Consider the following 17,283-nt stretch of genomic DNA (forward strand, 5'->3'; position numbering starts at 1 on the left):
GTTTTTAAATCAATGGCGAAGAAAGGTGTGCGAAGTTTTTGTAATTAGAAAATATTTTCAAATAGTAAAGCAACAAATTTTGCTTATTTCTATTTTCATTATTAATTAATTGCTAAATTGCTCTACTTAAAAATTAAAACGTATAAAATGAAAAAAATTGCTTTTGCCTTTCTCAGCTTGGTATGCCTGATTTCGCTTAGCAGGTGTAATTCATCCACGGAATCCAAATCTGATTCTACAACAGATTCTACTTCTGTAACTTCTTCCACAGACACTTCTAATGTCACTGCTAATTGGAAACTCGGAGTGCAAATGTGGACATTCAGAATGTTTACTTTCGCTGAAGCGCTTGACAAGGTGGATACCTGCGGAATTAAATACATAGAAGCTTTTTGGGGCCAGCCTTTGGGCGCAGGCTTAAAAGATAGTTTTGGCATAAGGATGTCTGATGCAAGCAAAACAAAAATTAAAGATCTGATGAATCAAAAAGGTATTAAAATGGTAGCTATGGGCGTAATATCTCCGAAGACGCGTGACGAATGGAAAGCTGCCTTTGACCTTGCAAAAGATTTTGGCCTTAGCTACATCACCGCTGAGCCGCTTAAAAGCCAGTGGGATATGGTGGACAGCATGGCGGGCGCTTACGGCATCAAGATTGCAATTCATGACCATCCAAAACCGAATATGTATTGGAGTCCTGATTCAGTATTGGCGGCCATACAGGGACACCCTAATATCGGCTCCTGCGCTGATATTGGCCACTGGGCACGCAACGGAATTAACCCCGTAGATGCATTGAAAAAACTTGCAGGTCATGTATATGGTGTTCATCTGAAAGACATTGTAAAGTTTGATGATACGCATGCTGCAGATACTGTAGTTGGAAAAGGCGTTATCGATTTTCCTCCTATATTCCAGGAATTAAAAAGACAGCATTTCGACGGCATGCTTTCCATCGAGCATGAGTCTAACTGGTATCACAATGTTCCCGATGTAATAGAAATTAAGAAATTTTATGAAGATCAGGTAGCTAAACTTCAATAATATTTTGAAACATTTATTTAACCTCGCAGAAAAAAAGCTGTGAGGTTTTTTTATTTTATTCGTGAAAAAAATTTGTTTACATTAAGCAAAAAAAGATGACAAAAAATTCAAGATATCCTGTTGTTTGTTTTGGGGAATCTCTCTGGGATTTTCTGCCCGACGGTAAATTGCCGGGAGGCGCTCCCACAAATGTCGCTTATCATTTACAAAAGTTAGGTAAAAATCCCGCGGTCATTTCCCGTGTGGGCAAAGATGAATTGGGAACTGAATTAGTAAATGTATTTAACGCTAAACATATTGATACCACTCATTTTCAGTACGACGAAGTGCATGCAACCGGCAAAGTGTATGCAACCATGAAAGATAACCACGAGGTAGAATATGAGATTGTGCAACCGGTAGCGTGGGATTTTATTCAATGCGAAAAAGAAGACGAACAAATTATTTCAAACGCTGATTATTTTGTTTTCGGAAGCCTGGCTTCGCGAAATAAAAATTCAAGGAATTCATTGCTTCACTGTATTGAATTTGCAAAAACCAAAGTTTTGGATATTAACCTAAGGCCACCTCATTATCACCGAGAGGTTTTGGAAATGCTGCTGCAACGGACTGATATTCTGAAATTAAATTTATCTGAATTGCAACTGGTTTCATCATGGTATGCAGATTTGATAAGTAATAAAAAAATGGTTCAATTTATATCTGAAAAGTTTGCAATCCAAACCATCGTGGTTACAAAAGGAGGAGACGGCGCAATGCTTTATGCAAATGGAAATTTCTTTTATCATCCCGGTTATAAAGTGAAGGTAGCAGATACTATCGGAAGCGGCGATTCATTTCTGGCGGCAATCATTTCAAAATTTATGGAGAATGCTTCGCCGGAAGAAGCGTTGGATTATGCGAGCGCTTTGGGTGCTTTTGTAGCGTCGCGTGCGGGCGCTTGTCCTGATTATGAAATCGCAGAAGTAGAATCAATGATGAATAAAAAATCTTCGGAATAATTTTCGGGAAAACCAATAAAATATTTTTCAATGAAGCACTTATTGTTTGGATGTATTGCGTTTATTTTTTCTGCAAATGCACTGGCTCAGAGCACAGTTGCAACGCCGCAATGGAGGCCGCAATATCATTTTTCTCCTTTAAAAAACTGGACAAATGATCCCAATGGATTAATTTATATAAATGGTGTGTATCACTTGTATAACCAGCAAAATCCTTATGAGAACAGATGGGGCCACATGAGCTGGGGGCACGCAACAAGCACTGATCTTGTTCACTGGAAGCACCATGGTATTGCAATACCCGAAGGCATTAATGGCCATGATACGATTTGGAGATTTTCAGGCTCAGCAGTTTTGGATAAAAATAACACCAGTGGCTTTTGCAAAGGTGATTCCGGCTGCATTGTAGCAATTTACACTGCCGATCAGCCGCATATCAGAAAGGAATCGCAGTACATTGCTTACAGCAATGATGGCGGAATATCTTTTACCAACTATTCCGGTAATCCGGTTATTGATTTACAGAAAAAAGATTTTCGTGATCCCAATGTACAATGGAGCAACGATCTGAAAAAGTGGTTGATGGTGGTTGCCTTGCCTGTGGAGAACAAGGTGCAGTTTTACTCTTCTCCTGATTTAAAAAAATGGGATTTGCTAAGCGAGTTCGGCAATGCAGGGCTCCGGAACGGCATATGGGAATGCCCTTTCTTTATTAAATTACCGGTAGAAGAGAAGAAGAATAAATCAAAATGGGTGTTGGTTAATTCTTTTAATGACGCTGAGGGCAATAAATCTGAGGAATATTATGTTGGCGAATTTGACGGGAAGACTTTTATTAATGATAATCCGGCAGGCAAAGTGCTGTTAGCGGATTATGGCGATGCTTTATATGCGGCCATTCCATGGAATAACTTGCCAGCGGGCCGACATACTTATATTGGCTGAATGGTGCCGGAAGATGGGCAGGAAACTTATCCATGGCGCGGCCAGATGTCTATCCCGAGAGATATTATGTTGAAAGAGACTAAAGAAGGAATCCGGCTGGTTCAAAATCCCGCGAAAGTTATTAAAGACAATCTTTCCAATCTTTCAAAAAAAATGTTCATGTTGAAAAATGTAGTGATAGAGGGAGATGGCGGACAGGTTAATGAATTAAAAAAAATGCGTGGCAATTCCTATTGGATTGAGGCTGAAATGAAGACGCCTGACCATGGTATATGTGGTTTCAAAATTGGAGAAGGGAAAGATGAAAGTGGCAAAATTATCTCTGAAACAATTATTGGTTATGATCACGCTCAACACAAAGTTTATATCGATCGCAGTCACTCAGGAGGCAGGATAAATCCAAAGAAGATTATGCAATCTGCGCAAGTGGCTGAAAATGATGGCAAAATAAAATTCGAAATTCTGTTTGATAAATCTTCTCTTGAAGTATTTGTAAATGACGGTGAACAGGTATTCACTACTTACGTGTATCCCCCGAAAGATGCGGATGGTATCTCCGTTTTTTCGGTAAATGGAAAATCTGAAATCAGTGATTTGAAAGCCTGGGATATGACAAAATAAATTTTTTGTTGAATGCGGTTGCCTTTAAGAATTATTTCAAAATCATGACAGGCATCGGGCATTTGCGGTATAATGCTTCTGACACGCTTTTGTGAGTTAGTGAATATAAAAAACTATGAACTCCCGGAAGAGCAATCATTAACTGGGCTTCATTCAGCCTGTGCCAATTTAGAATTCCGTTGATGACGTTTTTGTTTTCTTCATAATATAAATTGTGCTGAAAATTTTTAAGATAATTATGAAGGTTATTTTCAGCTTCTGCAAATTTTTTATCCGACGTCAATTTTGATTTTGCAGTATCGATATTTAAAACCATTAACGCTACATCGTGCCATCTTGGATTGCTATGAAGACTATTAATTTTATTTAGAGCGCCAACAGTTTTTAAATCAACAGGCACCAGCGCTTTTTTAATTTCCTGATAATGATAACCCTCGGGCACAACCATAACCCTCACCGGGCTAAGTCTTGCAATGGCAATTATATTACCTGCCACAAAAGATTCATTGTTGGCTAATGAGGCATCGCTTCCAACTAAAATGGTTTGTGGCTGTTCAGTTTTTATAAGTTCTATAATACTTCTCACTAATGGCAATTCCGTTACAGCGGTCTGCACTTTAATGCCTTGTCCTGCTTTTTTATCCACCTCAATACACAGGTTGTTTAATAGTTCTTTTTGATACCTTCTTTTTTTATTGAGATATTCTTCATTCATGTTTGAAAAATCAGCAGACATAATCATGTTTTCATACATGGAACTATAAAATGATCTTAATAATATAATTCTCTCATACAAATATTTTCGTGCCCAATGAACTGCAAAATCTATTGCATTTTGTGAGCTTCGGGTAAAATCTACAGGAATCAAAAGTGTTTTCATATCATTAATTTCCTTTGGTAAAATTAAAGAAACTATCGATGAATCCGGAAAAATTAGTTGGATATTTAACTATCAAATCTTTAACTTTGTTTTAAAGGGTTTCAATCCTGGTTTTATTGATTTTTAATCAATAATAATTATGGCAAAAAGCAATCAAAAAACAAGTGTAGCAAGAGAATTTGCACATACAACTTTTGAGCTGAGGGATTTTTTACGGCAGTTTTTTCAGAGAAAATTTAAAGAGCAAAATATCGACCTTACTTATGAAATGCACCAGGTGATGGCTTGCTTGTGGAAAAATGACGGATTGAGGCAACAGGATCTGGCTGATAAAACTTTAAAAGATAAAGCCAGCCTGACGTGTCTTATTGATAATCTGACCAAGCGCAACCTTGTGCAAAGATTTGAAGATGCCAACGACCGCCGCAGCAAATTAATTTTTCTGACAGATGAAGGCAGGGAACTGGGAATGAAGGTAGAGCCCTGGGCGGCAGAATTATTTACGATAGTTAGCAAAAATATTGATAGCGCTTTATTAAACCAATCTATCCTGATGGTAAAGCAAATGATTGAAAATGTGAAGAAAGCCTGAATTATTTAACTTTTATAAAATGTGAAAAAATTCAATTTTAGGATTCGCATCAGAAAATCGGAGTTGCAAAACACGTGAAGAATGGAAGAAGAATCTTTAGTAGTTTATGGCTCTCAACGGGTAATTATTACAATTACGGCAGTCGTTTGTGCGCTGTTGCAAATTATAGATACTACGATTGTTAACATCGCTCTTCCAACGATGCAGGGAAGTCTCGGAGCATCGCTGACAGAGATTACCTGGGTTATCACTGCTTACGCAATTGCCAATGTAATTGTGATGCCGATGACTAGCTGGCTTAGTCAGCAATTTGGAAGAAGAAATTATTTTGCAGCCTCAATCATCATTTTTACACTGACATCTTTTTTATGCGGAAATGCTACCAGCATTAATGAATTGATTTTATTTCGTTTTATCCAGGGAATAGGAGGGGGTGCTTTGTTGGTAACCGCTCAAACAATCATCACAGAAAGTTACCCGATTGAGAAAAGGCCCATGGCGCAAACGATATACGTATTGGGAGTTATAGTAGGGCCAACATTAGGGCCGCCTTTGGGTGGATATATCGTTGACAATTTTTCATGGCCTTATATTTTCTATATCAATCTTCCTATCGGCGTAATTGCTACGCTGCTTACGCTTCAGTTTGTAAAAAGCCCGCATTATGCAGAAAAACTTTCAGGCAGGCAAATCGACTGGATTGGAATTTTTCTTCTTATTGTTTCGATAGGTTCTTTACAATTTATTCTTGAAAAAGGACAGGAAAAAGATTGGTTTGACAGCAGTCTTATTATCACTCTGTCCGTCATTTGTTTTTTTGCATTTTATTTTTTTATTTGGCGACAGTTAACATATAAATATCCCATCGTTCAGCTAAAAGTTTTGAAAGACAGGAATCTTTCGATAGGAAGCATTTTATCATTTGTGTTGGGTTTTGGCTTGTTCGGATCCACTTTTATTATCCCGCTTTATACACAAACTATCATGGGCTGGACGGCGTTCCAGGCAGGCATGCTGATGATTCCCAGCACGATTTTTACAGCCATTATGATGCCTGTTGTGGGCAAGTTAATGGAACGCGGGACACCCATGCGCCTGCTTATTTCTATCGGGATGGTCATCTTTTTTATTTACAGTATAATGGCATATTATGTACTGACGCCTAACACTGGTAGCGACGCATTTTTCTGGATATTAGTGATACGCGGTGTCGGATTAGGGCTTCTTTCAATTCCAATCACTACACTAGCACTTTCTACTTTAAAAGGCCAGCAAATCGGACAAGGAGCCGCGTTGTCGGGAATGTTGAGGCAATTAGGAGGTTCCTTTGGCGTGGCAATTATATCAACCTACCTGTTAAGAGAAAATCAAACTCACCGCGTTGATCTCCTTTCAGGATTTTCAACAACCAACCCACAGGTTGATAACCGTGTGCAGGCATTAGCACAGGGCTTTCACAGCAAAGGCTATCCTTTGGATATTGCAAAACAGATGGCCTATAAATTATTAGATGCAATGGTAAATATACAGGCTACCATACTTTCTTACATGGATGTTTTTTTATGGATAGGCGTGATGTTTTTAGTATGCGTTCCATTTGTGATCCTGTTTGTGAAAAAGCCAAAGAGGAAGGTCGATTTAAGTCATGTGGGGGAATAATATCCGCGGCGCATTGGAACACCTTTGGAAATTCACTCCGGCGACAGTGAAATAAAAAAAATGATTTTATGTTCGCTTACTGCTTAAGAATATTAAAAGTACTTTATGCCGTTTTTGCAACATACTTTTTGATTAGTCCTTTTACTGTTTTTTTAAACGCATCCAGATCTTTAAATTGATCCTGGATAAAATGGTTGTCTTCCAATTTACCCATAATGGTATTCATTTCTTCCGCATTTTCATAAATCATTTTCCGAAAAGGATTCGAGTAATCCTTTGCGCGTGATTCATATATTGCTTTGCTGGCCCAGGTTTTCGTAACAACTGAGCGTTCAAGAAGTTGCCTAAAATATTCGGGTGTCAATTGTTTAGAAGTGATATTTTCAATTTCCAATAATGACGTGTAAGCATGAATCAATTTATTTTTTTCATAATCTTCTCCACTTTTGTGATAGAATTCATGCACTTCTTTCCAGGAGTCGATTTTGGAAGTTTTAATTTGGTCTTTCAACTTTTCCACATCTGAAGCGGGGATTAGCTGCCCGCCTATATTCCTCCATTTGGTTCTTGAAATCTTCACAGGGATGCTTTTTTTAAATTCATCAAATGAAGAAAATTTATTTGCGTTGATATGGTTAATTAATTGAACGGTGCCGTAATAACCTATCAGTTCCCTGAACAAATCAACCGACTCTTTGATTTTTACAATTTCTGTGATGCGCTTACTATTTTCAATATCTCCAATTTGGGCATTTCCTTCGTCATCTACTTTTAGTTTTGATAAAATTTCGATGGAATCGAACATCTCATTGATAGTGTCCGGAGCAAGGTAACTATATTCAATATGCTGAATCTTTTCTGTTCGTTTGTCGCGGTCCTTAAATTTCCATGCATTTCTTTCCAATGCATACATATTATACATGAACCAATATCCCGGCATTAATACCAACTTATCATTTGCAACATCATTGCTTACCAGGCAAAATGGAATCGGTATGTTTAGTTCGAAGGGATAATCACCTTTTGCCAAAATACAAAAGGACGCAAACCTGGAATTATGCTTCAGGCTAACACACAGCCCTGGCCAAAAGCCGCGCCCCGCAATGATTTCGCCGTCTGCAGCGCGACTGTTATGATTGCTTCCGATGGTGGCGCCTGCAGCAATGTTGCTTTGCCCCATCACAAGCGCGGCACATAAGAATGAATTATTGTGGTGTTGCTCATGATTTGGAAAAATCAACGTGTTCAGCACCTCGCAACATGAAATAGTGGAATTATTGCCGAGGTATGAATTGATAAGCCGGGCTCCGTATTTTAATTGTGAATGTGCTGCCATTATAAACCGCACGGCTTTTACTCCATAAAATATACGGCAGCCATAGCCTACAATTCCATTTACCATTTCACAGCCTTCACCTATTTGTGAGGTTCTTTCCTTATCACTGTTAATAGTAAGATTTTTTAATTTATTGGCACCTTTTAAGTAAGCATCGGTGCCGATAATCACGTCTTTAATAATATCGCAATCTTTAATAACACAGCGATCACCGATAGTTCCATAAAAGCCCCTTTTTGTACTCGATTCGTTGTGCGTTAAGTCGAGAAATCTTTGTTGGAGAATTTTATCTTCAGGGTTGTTGCTCCACAGGTAGGCATCACCAGGCAGCATCCTGTCAAATGGAGCTATGCGCCTTCCGCCATTTTCATTACGCACTTCTATCCAGACGCGCGTATTCTCGTTTTCACCTTCTTTCAATATACCGTTTCCAAATTTTGAATAATCTGTGGTAGCCAATTCGTTTACGTTAGTTATCATCACTTCGTTGCCGATAATATAATGACTTAGATAACCGGCATTGTCGATACAAACATTATCGCCAAAGTCGCAGCTAATCACGTGGCTGTTATAAATGCCCACGGGCATTCTTAAGTTGTGGAATTCAAGATAAAACGGTTCAAGTTTACCAATGCGAATAAGGCCATGAAATTTTGAGTTTTTTACCAGCGTTGGATCAAATGCTTTAGACACAAAAATTTTTCCCCAGTCGTCAGATGTATTTCCGTTACGGATAAGAATTTCGATTTCTGAGCCCGACAAACGCCGATAGTCAATCCCGTTATTGTTTTGTTGATTTCTTAAATAATATTCATCCTCTCCGTCTGGAATATATTTTGGGTCAATAAAATTGTATCCTAAATTATTGATAGGGTGTTTTGTAATAATGTTCATATAAAGAGAAGAAATTGAGTGATAAGTTATGAGTTATATGTTATAAGTGATGAGCGATGAGCGATGAATGACAATTCGATATTTGGCGCTATTTCTTATTCGTTCGTTGCCTGAGGCGATTTATGTATCCATTTGAAATCATTTCAACTTCTACCATTTCGGAAATGTGCATCTTTTCAATATTATCAATTTATGCAAAATTTGATACTTAATAAATTATAAGGAATAACTAATGCTTTACACTTTATAACTTACAACTTACAACTAATATCTAATTCACTCCACCGTTACTGATTTTGCTAAATTCCTCGGCTTATCTACATCGCAACCTTTGCCAACGCCGATGTAATAAGAAATCAACTGCAAAGGAATTACGCTTAAAAGTGGTGCTATTATTTCATTTGCCGGCGGCACATAGAAAACATCATCAGCCATTGATGGGATCAGTTCATCACCTTCTGTAATGATGGCAATAACCTTTCCTTTGCGGGCCTTTATTTCCTGGATATTGCTCACAATTTTGGCATGATATTCATCTTTTGTGGCAACAAAAAATGTGGGCAGATTTTCATCAACTAATGCGATGGGGCCATGCTTCATTTCTGCTGCCGGATATCCTTCTGCATGGATGTAGGAAATTTCTTTCAGCTTCAGCGCTCCTTCAAGAGCGATAGGGAAATTATATCCTCTTCCAAGATACAACGCATTATTTGCGGTTTTGTATTTGTCAGCAATAGGTTTTAAAAGGTCACCATTTTTTAAGATAGCATCTACTTTTTCGGGAATATTTTCCAGCTCAATTAATAATTCTTTGTATTTGGCCTGGTCGATTGTTTCTTTTTCCCTGGCAATTTTTAGGGCTATCATCATCAGAACTGCCAATTGAGCGGTAAATGCTTTTGTGGAAGCCACGCCAATCTCCGGCCCTGCGTGAGTATATGCGCCTGCATGAGAAACCCTGGAAATGGAAGACCCTACAACATTTACAATTCCGAAAATAAAAGCCCCTTGTTCTTTTGCTTTTTCTATGGCCACTAAAGTGTCTGCTGTTTCACCACTTTGCGAAATCGCGATTATCACATCTCCTTTATGAACTATCGGATTACGGTATCGGAATTCAGATGCATATTCTACTTCCACAGGAATTCGGCAAAGCTCTTCAATAATATATTCTGCTTCCAAAGCGGCGTGCCAACTGGTTCCGCACGCAATGATGATATACCGCGGAGCATTTATGAGCGCTTCAATATTTTCCTGGATGCCCTTCATCGTAATCGTACCTTTTTCTGCATCCAATCTGCCTCTTAAACAATCATAAATGGTGGTTGGCTGTTCATAAATTTCTTTCAGCATGAAATGTTCATAGCCTCCTTTTTCGATGGCAGCTAATTCTAAATCAAGATTAGATATGTATGGTATTTTTCTTTCATTGCCCAGGTTTTTCAATATCAGCTCACCTGCTTTCACAATCGCTATTTCATAATCATTTACATAAACTACTTCCTTGGTATATTCCAGCATCGGGGTAGCATCTGAGCCTAAAAAATGTTCATCTTTTCCTATACCAATAACAAGAGGACTGCCTTTGCGCGCTGCAATTATAGTATCGGGATTGTCTTCATCCAGCAACAGAATTACATAAGCTCCTGATACTCTTTTTAAAGCAATCCGAACCGCTTCTTCCAACGGCGAGTGCGTGTTTTTTTGAATGTCTTCAATAAAATTCAATAAAACTTCTGTATCGGTTTCACTTTTGAATGTATAGCCTTTTTTAATGAGCTCCGATTTTAGCTGCGCATAATTTTCAATAATTCCGTTATGAATCATAGCGAGCTTACCATTGTTGCTTCGGTGGGGATGCGCATTTACATCACTTGGCTCGCCATGGGTGGCCCAGCGCGTATGGCCTATTCCAATATTGCCGTTCACAGGTTTTCCTAACAGGGATTGCTCCAATTCGGATACTTTACCTTTCTTTTTAAAAATATGCAATCCCTTTTCATTTATCAGCGCTACTCCTGTGCTGTCGTAGCCCCGGTATTCCTGTCTTTTTAAGCCGGTGATAATGATGGGATACGCTTCCCGAGGACCAATATATCCAACAATTCCACACATAATTATATATTTTAAAAGGGCACAAAATAACGAAAAAGAAAGCAGTAATCATAACCTGGTATTAGCCAGAATTCAAATCTTTCCTAAAAGTTGCTTTACTGTAAAAGTTTCTTATTTAGTCTCTCAATTATTCTTTGGATAGCCAAAGGACAAATTATAATTTTATTTTCATTGAAAATCTTTATGAAATACCTGTATATTTTAAAAAAGAATCCGCTTTTTCTCCTTTATATATTTTCATTGGTGCTAACCAATGCATCGTTTGCACAAGAGAAAAAGGTTGCTTTTAAAGTGATTGCATTTTATACGGCAAGGCACGATTTGGCTCACATTAGTTTTGTGCACGAAGCCAACAGGTGGTTTCCGGCAATAGCGAGGCAATATCATTTTAGGTATGATTCTACTGATAACTGGGATAATCTTAATGCTCACTTTCTTTCACAGTACCAGGTAGTTATTTTTTTGGACGCACGGCCGGATAAACCGGCACAAAGAAAAGCGTTTCAGGAATTTATGGAAAACGGCGGGGCGTGGATGGGATTTCATTTTTCAGCCTTCGCGTTAACGCCGTCAGATTATCCAATGAATTGGGATTGGTATCATAACCGGTTTTTAGGGTCAGGTTCTTATGTAAGCAATACGTGGCGCCCGACTTCTGCTGTATTGCGTGTTGAAAATCATTTTCATCCCGCAACAAAAAATCTTCCGGATACTTTTTCCTCTTCTCCTAATGAATGGTATCGCTGGCAAAATGATTTGCGTCAGAATCCCAATATAGACATTTTACTTTCTATTGATTCCAGTAGCTTTCCTTTAGGAACAGGACCCAAACAAAATGAGATTTGGCATAAAGGTTATTACCCCGTTGCCTGGTCTAATAAAAATTACAGGATGATATATGTAAATATGGGACACAATGATATGGATTATGAACATAAAATTGATTCTACTACCCGAACGCTTTCTCATACTTTCGACAATAAAATGCAAAACCGGTTAATAGTTGGTTCACTGTTGTGGCTTGGCGGAGTACGGTGATATAACAAGTGAGAATCCATTTTATATTTTGGCAACCGGAGATACCGGCTTTTGGATTTAAAAAAAAATGACAAAATGTTTTTTATCCAACCAAAATGTCGTAAATTTGGAAAAAGAAACAAAATGAGAAATCAATCAAAAAAAATAAAGCCTTATTCTACCGATGATGAGTCATCGTCTTTTGTAAGTGAAGCTGCCCTTCAATATAATACATTAAAAGTAATCCTTGGCGGAAACAAAAGTCTCCAAAAGCCGTTAACCGGCGATTTTGATTTAATTGATCTTTCACGCGAAGGTGTCAAAAAATCCACCTTAAAATCTCTTGCAGATTATCTGGGAATTAATATGGAAACGTTGAGCGGCCTGTTACATTCTTCATACCGGAATATTCAACGAAAAGATGACAATGAGCTCCTTGATACCCTAAAAACTGAAAAGGTTTTAGAACTTGCGGCCTTTGCGCAGCGCGGTATTGAAGTGATTGGCGATAAAAATTCCTTTGCAGAATGGCTTCATAGCCCGCTTGTTTCTCTGGGTAATAAAATGCCATTATATTTTTTAGATACATCTTTTGGAATTCAATTGGTGACAAAGGTATTGGGCCGTTTAGAGCAAGGTGTCTATTCATAAGTGCTTTAATAAAGATGGAATTATTCAGAATTACCCAGGAAAAATTTGCTGAAGATATTTCAGGGAATGGCTCAAGGTTGTTTGGCGGACGATGGAATAGCGAAGGTTATTTTGCACTTTATACTTCTGCATCCCGATCGCTTGCGTTGTTGGAAACGCTGGCGCATACACCCGCAAAAATGCTGGATGTAAGAAATTACCAATTAATTACTTTAAACGTTCCCGATAGTGCAGGTATAGAAAAAGTTGACCTGGCTTCTTTACCCAAATTTTGGGATGCTCCTGATACAAGAACTTTTACAAAAGAAATTGGAGACAAATTCCTGGCTGAGAGGCCCGCACTTATGTTAAAAGTTCCTTGTGTATTGATGCCGGAAGAATTTAATTATATTATTAATCCGCTTCATAAAGACATGAGTAAAGTTAAGATTTCGAATATGAGGAGGATTTTCTTTGACAGGCGGTTACAGGCAAATATCTGATTACAGGTTTTTTTAACTTTCCCGTTTGCCTTCCAACAATAGTTGCAAGGCGTTTTCAAAATTACCCGCAGCCGTTACCTGGCCCGAGTTAACAAAAAATATTTCATCTGCATTTTGAATGGTATTCAGCCGGTGTGCGATAATAACTTTAGTTGTTTCTGAAGGTAATTTTTGCAGAATATTTTCTAGTAATTTTTCTGTTATTGTATCAATATTGGCAGTGGCTTCATCCAGAATCAATATTTGAGGCTTGCGCAAAACCGCTCTCATAAAAGCGATTAATTGTTTTTCGCCAAGACTCATAGAGTCGCCGCCTGAAACTATTTTAGTATCCAATCCTTTTTCAAATCTCTCAACAAGGTTTGCAAGACCTTCTTTCTTAAGCTCCATCATTAACTGCTCCTGGTTGAGATTCTTAAGCTTTTCATTTCCGTACAAAATATTGTCGCGAACGGTACCATTAAACAGGAATGGTTCCTGCAAAATGAAACCAATTTTTTCACTGAGCTCTGCAGAATTGTAGGTTTTTAAATCGTAGCCGTCCAATAAAATTTGTCCTGAAGTCGGGTCATATAAGCGTGAAATAAGCGATGCGGTGGTTGTTTTTCCTCCGCCGGTAGGGCCTACAAATGCATAAGTTTTCCCTTTGTTTAACTTGAAATTAATATCGTGCAGCACCTTTTTGCCACCAGGATATTGAAACGAAACATTTTTAAAATCAAGAAGGGAGCCGTTTTCTAAATGATTGTGCCGGATTGCTTTTTTTTGGGACATATCGGATTCTAAATTCAAAATCACTGATATCCTGTCCCAGGCGGCCATAGCAGTTTGGAAGCTGGCCCAAAGCGTTGCAAGTTGCTGTAGCGGCTGATAAAAATATTGAACATAGGCAATGAAGCTGATTAATAAACCGATCGTAAATTCTCCCTTTGAAATTAAAAAGATTCCGAAGGACAACACGATTAATTGCGCGATGTTTGAAAAGAGAGTAAAAACCGGTGAAAAAACTCCGTTCACCAAACCCGCGCCCACACTGGCTTTATAATTATCTGAATTTGCAAGATTAAACTTATTTCTAAAATAGTCCCTTCGGTTAAACGCTATTATAGTTTTAAAATTTCCAAGACCTTCCTGTATTTCGGCACTCAGGCCACCGGTACTTTTCAGGCTGGCTGCATTTTTTTTCTTTACCCATGGAGAAATAATTCTTACGAAAAGTAAAATAAAGACCGCGGGAACAAGTGATGCGGCGCCAAGCTCAACATGAATGGCTAATAGAAAAATTGCAGCTCCAAGCATAGTGAAAATGCTGTCAACAAACCGCATAAGCGATTGTGAAAAAAACTGGTTTACCTTTTCTGTATCATTATTAATTCTTGAGATAAGGTCGCCCGCTTTATTCTGATTAAAAAAAGCTATTGGCAATGATTGGATTTTATTGAAAACTGCATTGCGCAGGCTATATAACATTCTTATTCCGATACTGCCCATAATTTTTGTTTGCAGGTAATCTGTGGCAGCAGAAACTATATAAATAGCTAATAAAAAGCCAGTGAACACCATCAGGCCATGCATTAATTTCGTTTGAACATAATGATCAATTGTATAACCAATCAAATAAGGTGTGAGCATTGAAAGCCCGGAGTTTAGAGCCATTACAACAAAGGCGATTACAAGATTCTTCTTTTCACCTTTCATGAAATGCAGCATTTTTCGTATTGCCGTGCTTGTGGAAGTCTTGTTTTCTTTGTAAAGATTATAATCCATCTGTTTTTTAAAATTGCGAAGCAAAAGTAAAGTGAAATGCTATTTTTTTCGGACGGCTTTTCGGTAAGCGAGGGTTTTATGGCGGTGAAATGTAAAAACTTAAACTAAACTCAAAATCCGCAAGAAAAAAATCATTATACAGTAAGCAAACAAATATCTCTGATTTTTATTTACCTGATATCAAAGTGACATTTAAGTGCTTTATTTTACAACTACCTCAAGAATTACTTTTTCACCGAGCTCTTCATTCACTCTTTCTATAATTTTAGATTTTTGATAGGTTAACTCATGTTTTAATGGAGCCACTGATGTGTAAATGAATAAAGTAGAATTTATAATTTCAATTTTGTCTGTATAATTTGAAATTGTTTTTCCCATAATTTTTTCCCACGCATCCTTTATCTGCATGGCTTGCATCCCGCTTTTAAGTTTGCTTTTTTTCAGAAATTCTTTTAATGCATCGCCGATTGATAATTCTGACATGTTATTTATTGAAGGGGATAATTGCTAAATGGTTGAATTGTTATATTGTTGAATTGTTATATCGTATCTCATTTACAATAGCTAAATGGTTTTGCTAATTTAAACTTTTGAAGTGCTTCTAAACAATCTAAACTTCTAAACCATCTAAACTTAATTTGTAAACAGTTCTAAACTAATTTAAGCGGCAAATTTCCTCATTCCAATTCAATAATCTGCACTTTATTTCCAAATTGTGATAACGCTTCCTGCAATCTTACGGCATGTGTATCTGTAATAAACACCTGGCCATTATTTTGAGCACAAACATACTTCAACAAATTATGAATGCGTTCTTCGTCCAGCTTTTCAAAGACATCATCTAACAATAATACCGGCGCGTATCCTTTTGCATGTTGAAGAATTTCATATTCAGCCAGTTTACACGCAAACAATAAACTTTTCCTTTGGCCTTGTGATGCAATTGTTTTAAATACATTTTGATTTAGAAAAAAAATAAGATCGTCTTTGTGGATTCCTACATTGGTGCGTTGTGTAAGCCTGTCCTTTTGCCGCGATGCAATTAAAAGTTCATCTAAATTATTTTCATTTTGCATGCTGCTGTATTCTGAAAAGATGTCTTCTTTTTCTCCTGAAATATTTTTATAAAAATTTTTCACGAGCGGGAAAATTTTTTTCGAAAAATCAACTCTGGTGCGATGAATATAATTCGCCGGAGGAATAAGTTGTTGATCAAACGTTTCGAGCAAAGTAAAATCGAACCTGCCGGCCTGGGATTCATTTTTCAAAAAGCTATTTCTTTGAGCTAAAATTTTATTATAAGCAATCAATTGCTGAAGATATTCTTCGTCAACCTGGCTTATCAGTGTGTCTAAAAATTTTCTACGTTCTTCACTTCCTCCTGTTATCATTCCAATATCGTCAGGAGCAATCATCACACAGGGAAATCTGCCGATGTGTTGTGAAAATTTTTCATAAGCAACATCATCCAAATAAAATTCTTTTTTTTGAGAAGCGCGGTAGACGCAAACAATTTTTTGTATTTTATTTTCATCTGAATCATTTTCCAATTCTCCCTGCAGGCGAAATCCTTCTTCGCCAAAATGGATATTTAAAATATCCGATTTTGAAAAATAACTTTTGGTAAAGCACAGATAATTGATCGCATCCAAAAGATTCGTTTTCCCTTTTCCGTTCATCCCACAAATCCCAATGATCCTTTCTGTAAAATGAAAAGTTTTTGTTTGATAATTTTTATATCCCGTTAATGAAATTTTTTTAAAAAGCATGAAGTGAATTAGGTATGAGTGATCTGTCGTCGGTTATAAGTAGCCTGGATGTGCTTCTTACAACATTCTTCTCAAATAATTGACCTGGCCCAAATGATAATTAAAATGAGCAAGCAAATAGATCAGCATGTTTTGTGTAGTAAAAGTCTGCTCCTGAATTTTCACCGGAAATTCTTTTTGTAAATCTTCTTCTGATGAATGGGGTAAAGTATTTTTGATAACTTCTTTCAATGAATTGATATCAGAAATTAGTTTTTCGCGTGGAATATTTTTTACCGAAAACTCCTCATCGCGTTTTCTTACGTAATCTGTGTTGCCCAAAGTTTTTCCAATAAAATGATTCAGGTTTCCCAAAAGATGCATTGTCAGATTTCCTGCCGAATTATAAATGCCTTCTTTTATCTTCCAAATGTCCTCTTCATTATTAAATAAATTGATTTCTTCTTTTAATTTATCAAGGCCTCTTTCAAAAAAAGTAGCGAGGTTCATTATTTAAATTTATATGGTGAT

16 protein-coding genes are annotated in these 17,283 nt (G+C 37.4%); 9 read left to right on the plus strand and 7 right to left on the minus strand.

Going from position 1 to position 17,283, the window contains the following annotated elements:
* The first annotated feature begins 147 nt into the window (after positions 1-147).
* From EFY79_RS02885 to EFY79_RS02900, 4 genes are all read left to right on the plus strand, one after another.
* The gene (locus tag EFY79_RS02885; RefSeq protein ID WP_123119151.1) at positions 148-1,044 is read left to right on the plus strand and encodes a sugar phosphate isomerase/epimerase family protein; all 897 of its coding nucleotides are present in this window, start codon (positions 148-150) and stop codon (positions 1,042-1,044) included.
* A 95-nt stretch (positions 1,045-1,139) separates the two neighbouring features.
* The gene (locus EFY79_RS02890) at positions 1,140-2,045 is read left to right on the plus strand and encodes a carbohydrate kinase family protein (protein WP_123119152.1); all 906 of its coding nucleotides are present in this window, start codon (positions 1,140-1,142) and stop codon (positions 2,043-2,045) included.
* 30 nt (positions 2,046-2,075) lie between these two features.
* On the plus strand, positions 2,076-2,990 hold the full coding sequence (locus EFY79_RS02895; protein WP_123119153.1) for a glycoside hydrolase family 32 protein: 915 nt from the start codon (positions 2,076-2,078) through the stop codon (positions 2,988-2,990).
* Positions 2,991-3,611: a GH32 C-terminal domain-containing protein gene (locus tag EFY79_RS02900; protein WP_123119154.1), complete on the plus strand. Its 621-nt coding sequence runs from the start codon at positions 2,991-2,993 to the stop codon at positions 3,609-3,611.
* A 31-nt stretch (positions 3,612-3,642) separates the two neighbouring features.
* Here EFY79_RS02900 and EFY79_RS02905 read toward each other — a convergent pair whose 3' ends face one another.
* Complete coding sequence (locus EFY79_RS02905; protein WP_123119155.1) at positions 3,643-4,491, minus strand: universal stress protein; 849 nt, start codon at positions 4,489-4,491, stop codon at positions 3,643-3,645.
* A gap of 139 nt (positions 4,492-4,630) precedes the next feature.
* Here EFY79_RS02905 and EFY79_RS02910 point away from each other — a divergent pair, with 139 nt between their 5' ends.
* Positions 4,631-5,083, plus strand: a complete 453-nt coding sequence (locus tag EFY79_RS02910) for a MarR family winged helix-turn-helix transcriptional regulator (protein WP_123119156.1) — start codon at positions 4,631-4,633, stop codon at positions 5,081-5,083.
* Positions 5,084-5,164: 81 nt separating this feature from the next.
* Positions 5,165-6,742: a DHA2 family efflux MFS transporter permease subunit gene (locus EFY79_RS02915; protein WP_123119157.1), complete on the plus strand. Its 1,578-nt coding sequence runs from the start codon at positions 5,165-5,167 to the stop codon at positions 6,740-6,742.
* A gap of 103 nt (positions 6,743-6,845) precedes the next feature.
* On the opposite strand, the gene EFY79_RS02920 is transcribed toward EFY79_RS02915, so the two are convergent.
* Positions 6,846-8,972 (minus strand): DUF4954 family protein, encoded by a 2,127-nt coding sequence (locus EFY79_RS02920; RefSeq protein ID WP_123119158.1) that lies wholly within the window; start codon positions 8,970-8,972, stop codon positions 6,846-6,848.
* A gap of 276 nt (positions 8,973-9,248) precedes the next feature.
* On the minus strand, positions 9,249-11,087 hold the full coding sequence (gene glmS / locus EFY79_RS02925; protein ID WP_123119159.1) for a glutamine--fructose-6-phosphate transaminase (isomerizing): 1,839 nt from the start codon (positions 11,085-11,087) through the stop codon (positions 9,249-9,251).
* A gap of 183 nt (positions 11,088-11,270) precedes the next feature.
* On the opposite strand from glmS, the gene EFY79_RS02930 reads away from it, so the two are divergent.
* The 3 genes from EFY79_RS02930 (at position 11,271) to EFY79_RS02940 (ending at position 13,237) form a co-directional block, all read left to right on the plus strand.
* The gene (locus tag EFY79_RS02930) at positions 11,271-12,125 is read left to right on the plus strand and encodes a ThuA domain-containing protein (protein WP_123119160.1); all 855 of its coding nucleotides are present in this window, start codon (positions 11,271-11,273) and stop codon (positions 12,123-12,125) included.
* Between the two features lie 123 nt (positions 12,126-12,248).
* Positions 12,249-12,755, plus strand: a complete 507-nt coding sequence (gene parS / locus EFY79_RS02935; protein WP_158605133.1) for a type II RES/Xre toxin-antitoxin system antitoxin — start codon at positions 12,249-12,251, stop codon at positions 12,753-12,755.
* Between the two features lie 14 nt (positions 12,756-12,769).
* The gene (locus EFY79_RS02940; RefSeq protein WP_123119162.1) at positions 12,770-13,237 is read left to right on the plus strand and encodes an RES family NAD+ phosphorylase; all 468 of its coding nucleotides are present in this window, start codon (positions 12,770-12,772) and stop codon (positions 13,235-13,237) included.
* 12 nt (positions 13,238-13,249) lie between these two features.
* On the opposite strand, the gene EFY79_RS02945 is transcribed toward EFY79_RS02940, so the two are convergent.
* The 4 genes from EFY79_RS02945 to EFY79_RS02960 form a co-directional block, all read right to left on the minus strand.
* On the minus strand, positions 13,250-15,004 hold the full coding sequence (locus tag EFY79_RS02945) for an ABC transporter ATP-binding protein (RefSeq protein WP_123119163.1): 1,755 nt from the start codon (positions 15,002-15,004) through the stop codon (positions 13,250-13,252).
* Positions 15,005-15,205: 201 nt separating this feature from the next.
* Positions 15,206-15,487: a DUF721 domain-containing protein gene (locus EFY79_RS02950; protein ID WP_123119164.1), complete on the minus strand. Its 282-nt coding sequence runs from the start codon at positions 15,485-15,487 to the stop codon at positions 15,206-15,208.
* Between the two features lie 194 nt (positions 15,488-15,681).
* A complete protein-coding gene (recF, locus tag EFY79_RS02955) occupies positions 15,682-16,773 on the minus strand; it encodes a DNA replication/repair protein RecF (RefSeq protein ID WP_123119165.1) in 1,092 nt (363 codons plus the stop codon).
* Between the two features lie 57 nt (positions 16,774-16,830).
* Positions 16,831-17,262 (minus strand): DUF1572 family protein, encoded by a 432-nt coding sequence (locus EFY79_RS02960; protein WP_123119166.1) that lies wholly within the window; start codon positions 17,260-17,262, stop codon positions 16,831-16,833.
* Positions 17,263-17,283 lie beyond the last annotated feature (21 nt).

This window comes from Hanamia caeni, from assembly GCF_003721595.1.
Lineage (GTDB): Bacteria > Bacteroidota > Bacteroidia > Chitinophagales > Chitinophagaceae > Ginsengibacter > Ginsengibacter caeni.

Excerpts from the sequence above, each read along its gene's own strand:
- glmS (WP_123119159.1), bottom strand. The coding sequence starts at position 11,087 with ATGTGTGGAATTGTTGGATATATTGGTCCTCGGGAAGCGTATCCCATC.
- recF (WP_123119165.1), bottom strand. The coding sequence starts at position 16,773 with ATGCTTTTTAAAAAAATTTCATTAACGGGATATAAAAATTATCAAACA.
- EFY79_RS02895 (WP_123119153.1), top strand. The coding sequence starts at position 2,076 with ATGAAGCACTTATTGTTTGGATGTATTGCGTTTATTTTTTCTGCAAAT.
- EFY79_RS02900 (WP_123119154.1), top strand. The coding sequence starts at position 2,991 with ATGGTGCCGGAAGATGGGCAGGAAACTTATCCATGGCGCGGCCAGATG.
- EFY79_RS02890 (WP_123119152.1), top strand. The coding sequence starts at position 1,140 with ATGACAAAAAATTCAAGATATCCTGTTGTTTGTTTTGGGGAATCTCTC.
- EFY79_RS02920 (WP_123119158.1), bottom strand. The coding sequence starts at position 8,972 with ATGAACATTATTACAAAACACCCTATCAATAATTTAGGATACAATTTT.
- EFY79_RS02945 (WP_123119163.1), bottom strand. The coding sequence starts at position 15,004 with ATGGATTATAATCTTTACAAAGAAAACAAGACTTCCACAAGCACGGCA.
- EFY79_RS02960 (WP_123119166.1), bottom strand. The coding sequence starts at position 17,262 with ATGAACCTCGCTACTTTTTTTGAAAGAGGCCTTGATAAATTAAAAGAA.
- EFY79_RS02930 (WP_123119160.1), top strand. The coding sequence starts at position 11,271 with ATGAAATACCTGTATATTTTAAAAAAGAATCCGCTTTTTCTCCTTTAT.
- EFY79_RS02910 (WP_123119156.1), top strand. The coding sequence starts at position 4,631 with ATGGCAAAAAGCAATCAAAAAACAAGTGTAGCAAGAGAATTTGCACAT.
- parS (WP_158605133.1), top strand. The coding sequence starts at position 12,249 with ATGAGAAATCAATCAAAAAAAATAAAGCCTTATTCTACCGATGATGAG.
- EFY79_RS02915 (WP_123119157.1), top strand. The coding sequence starts at position 5,165 with ATGGAAGAAGAATCTTTAGTAGTTTATGGCTCTCAACGGGTAATTATT.
- EFY79_RS02905 (WP_123119155.1), bottom strand. The coding sequence starts at position 4,491 with ATGAAAACACTTTTGATTCCTGTAGATTTTACCCGAAGCTCACAAAAT.
- EFY79_RS02950 (WP_123119164.1), bottom strand. The coding sequence starts at position 15,487 with ATGTCAGAATTATCAATCGGCGATGCATTAAAAGAATTTCTGAAAAAA.
- EFY79_RS02940 (WP_123119162.1), top strand. The coding sequence starts at position 12,770 with ATGGAATTATTCAGAATTACCCAGGAAAAATTTGCTGAAGATATTTCA.
- EFY79_RS02885 (WP_123119151.1), top strand. The coding sequence starts at position 148 with ATGAAAAAAATTGCTTTTGCCTTTCTCAGCTTGGTATGCCTGATTTCG.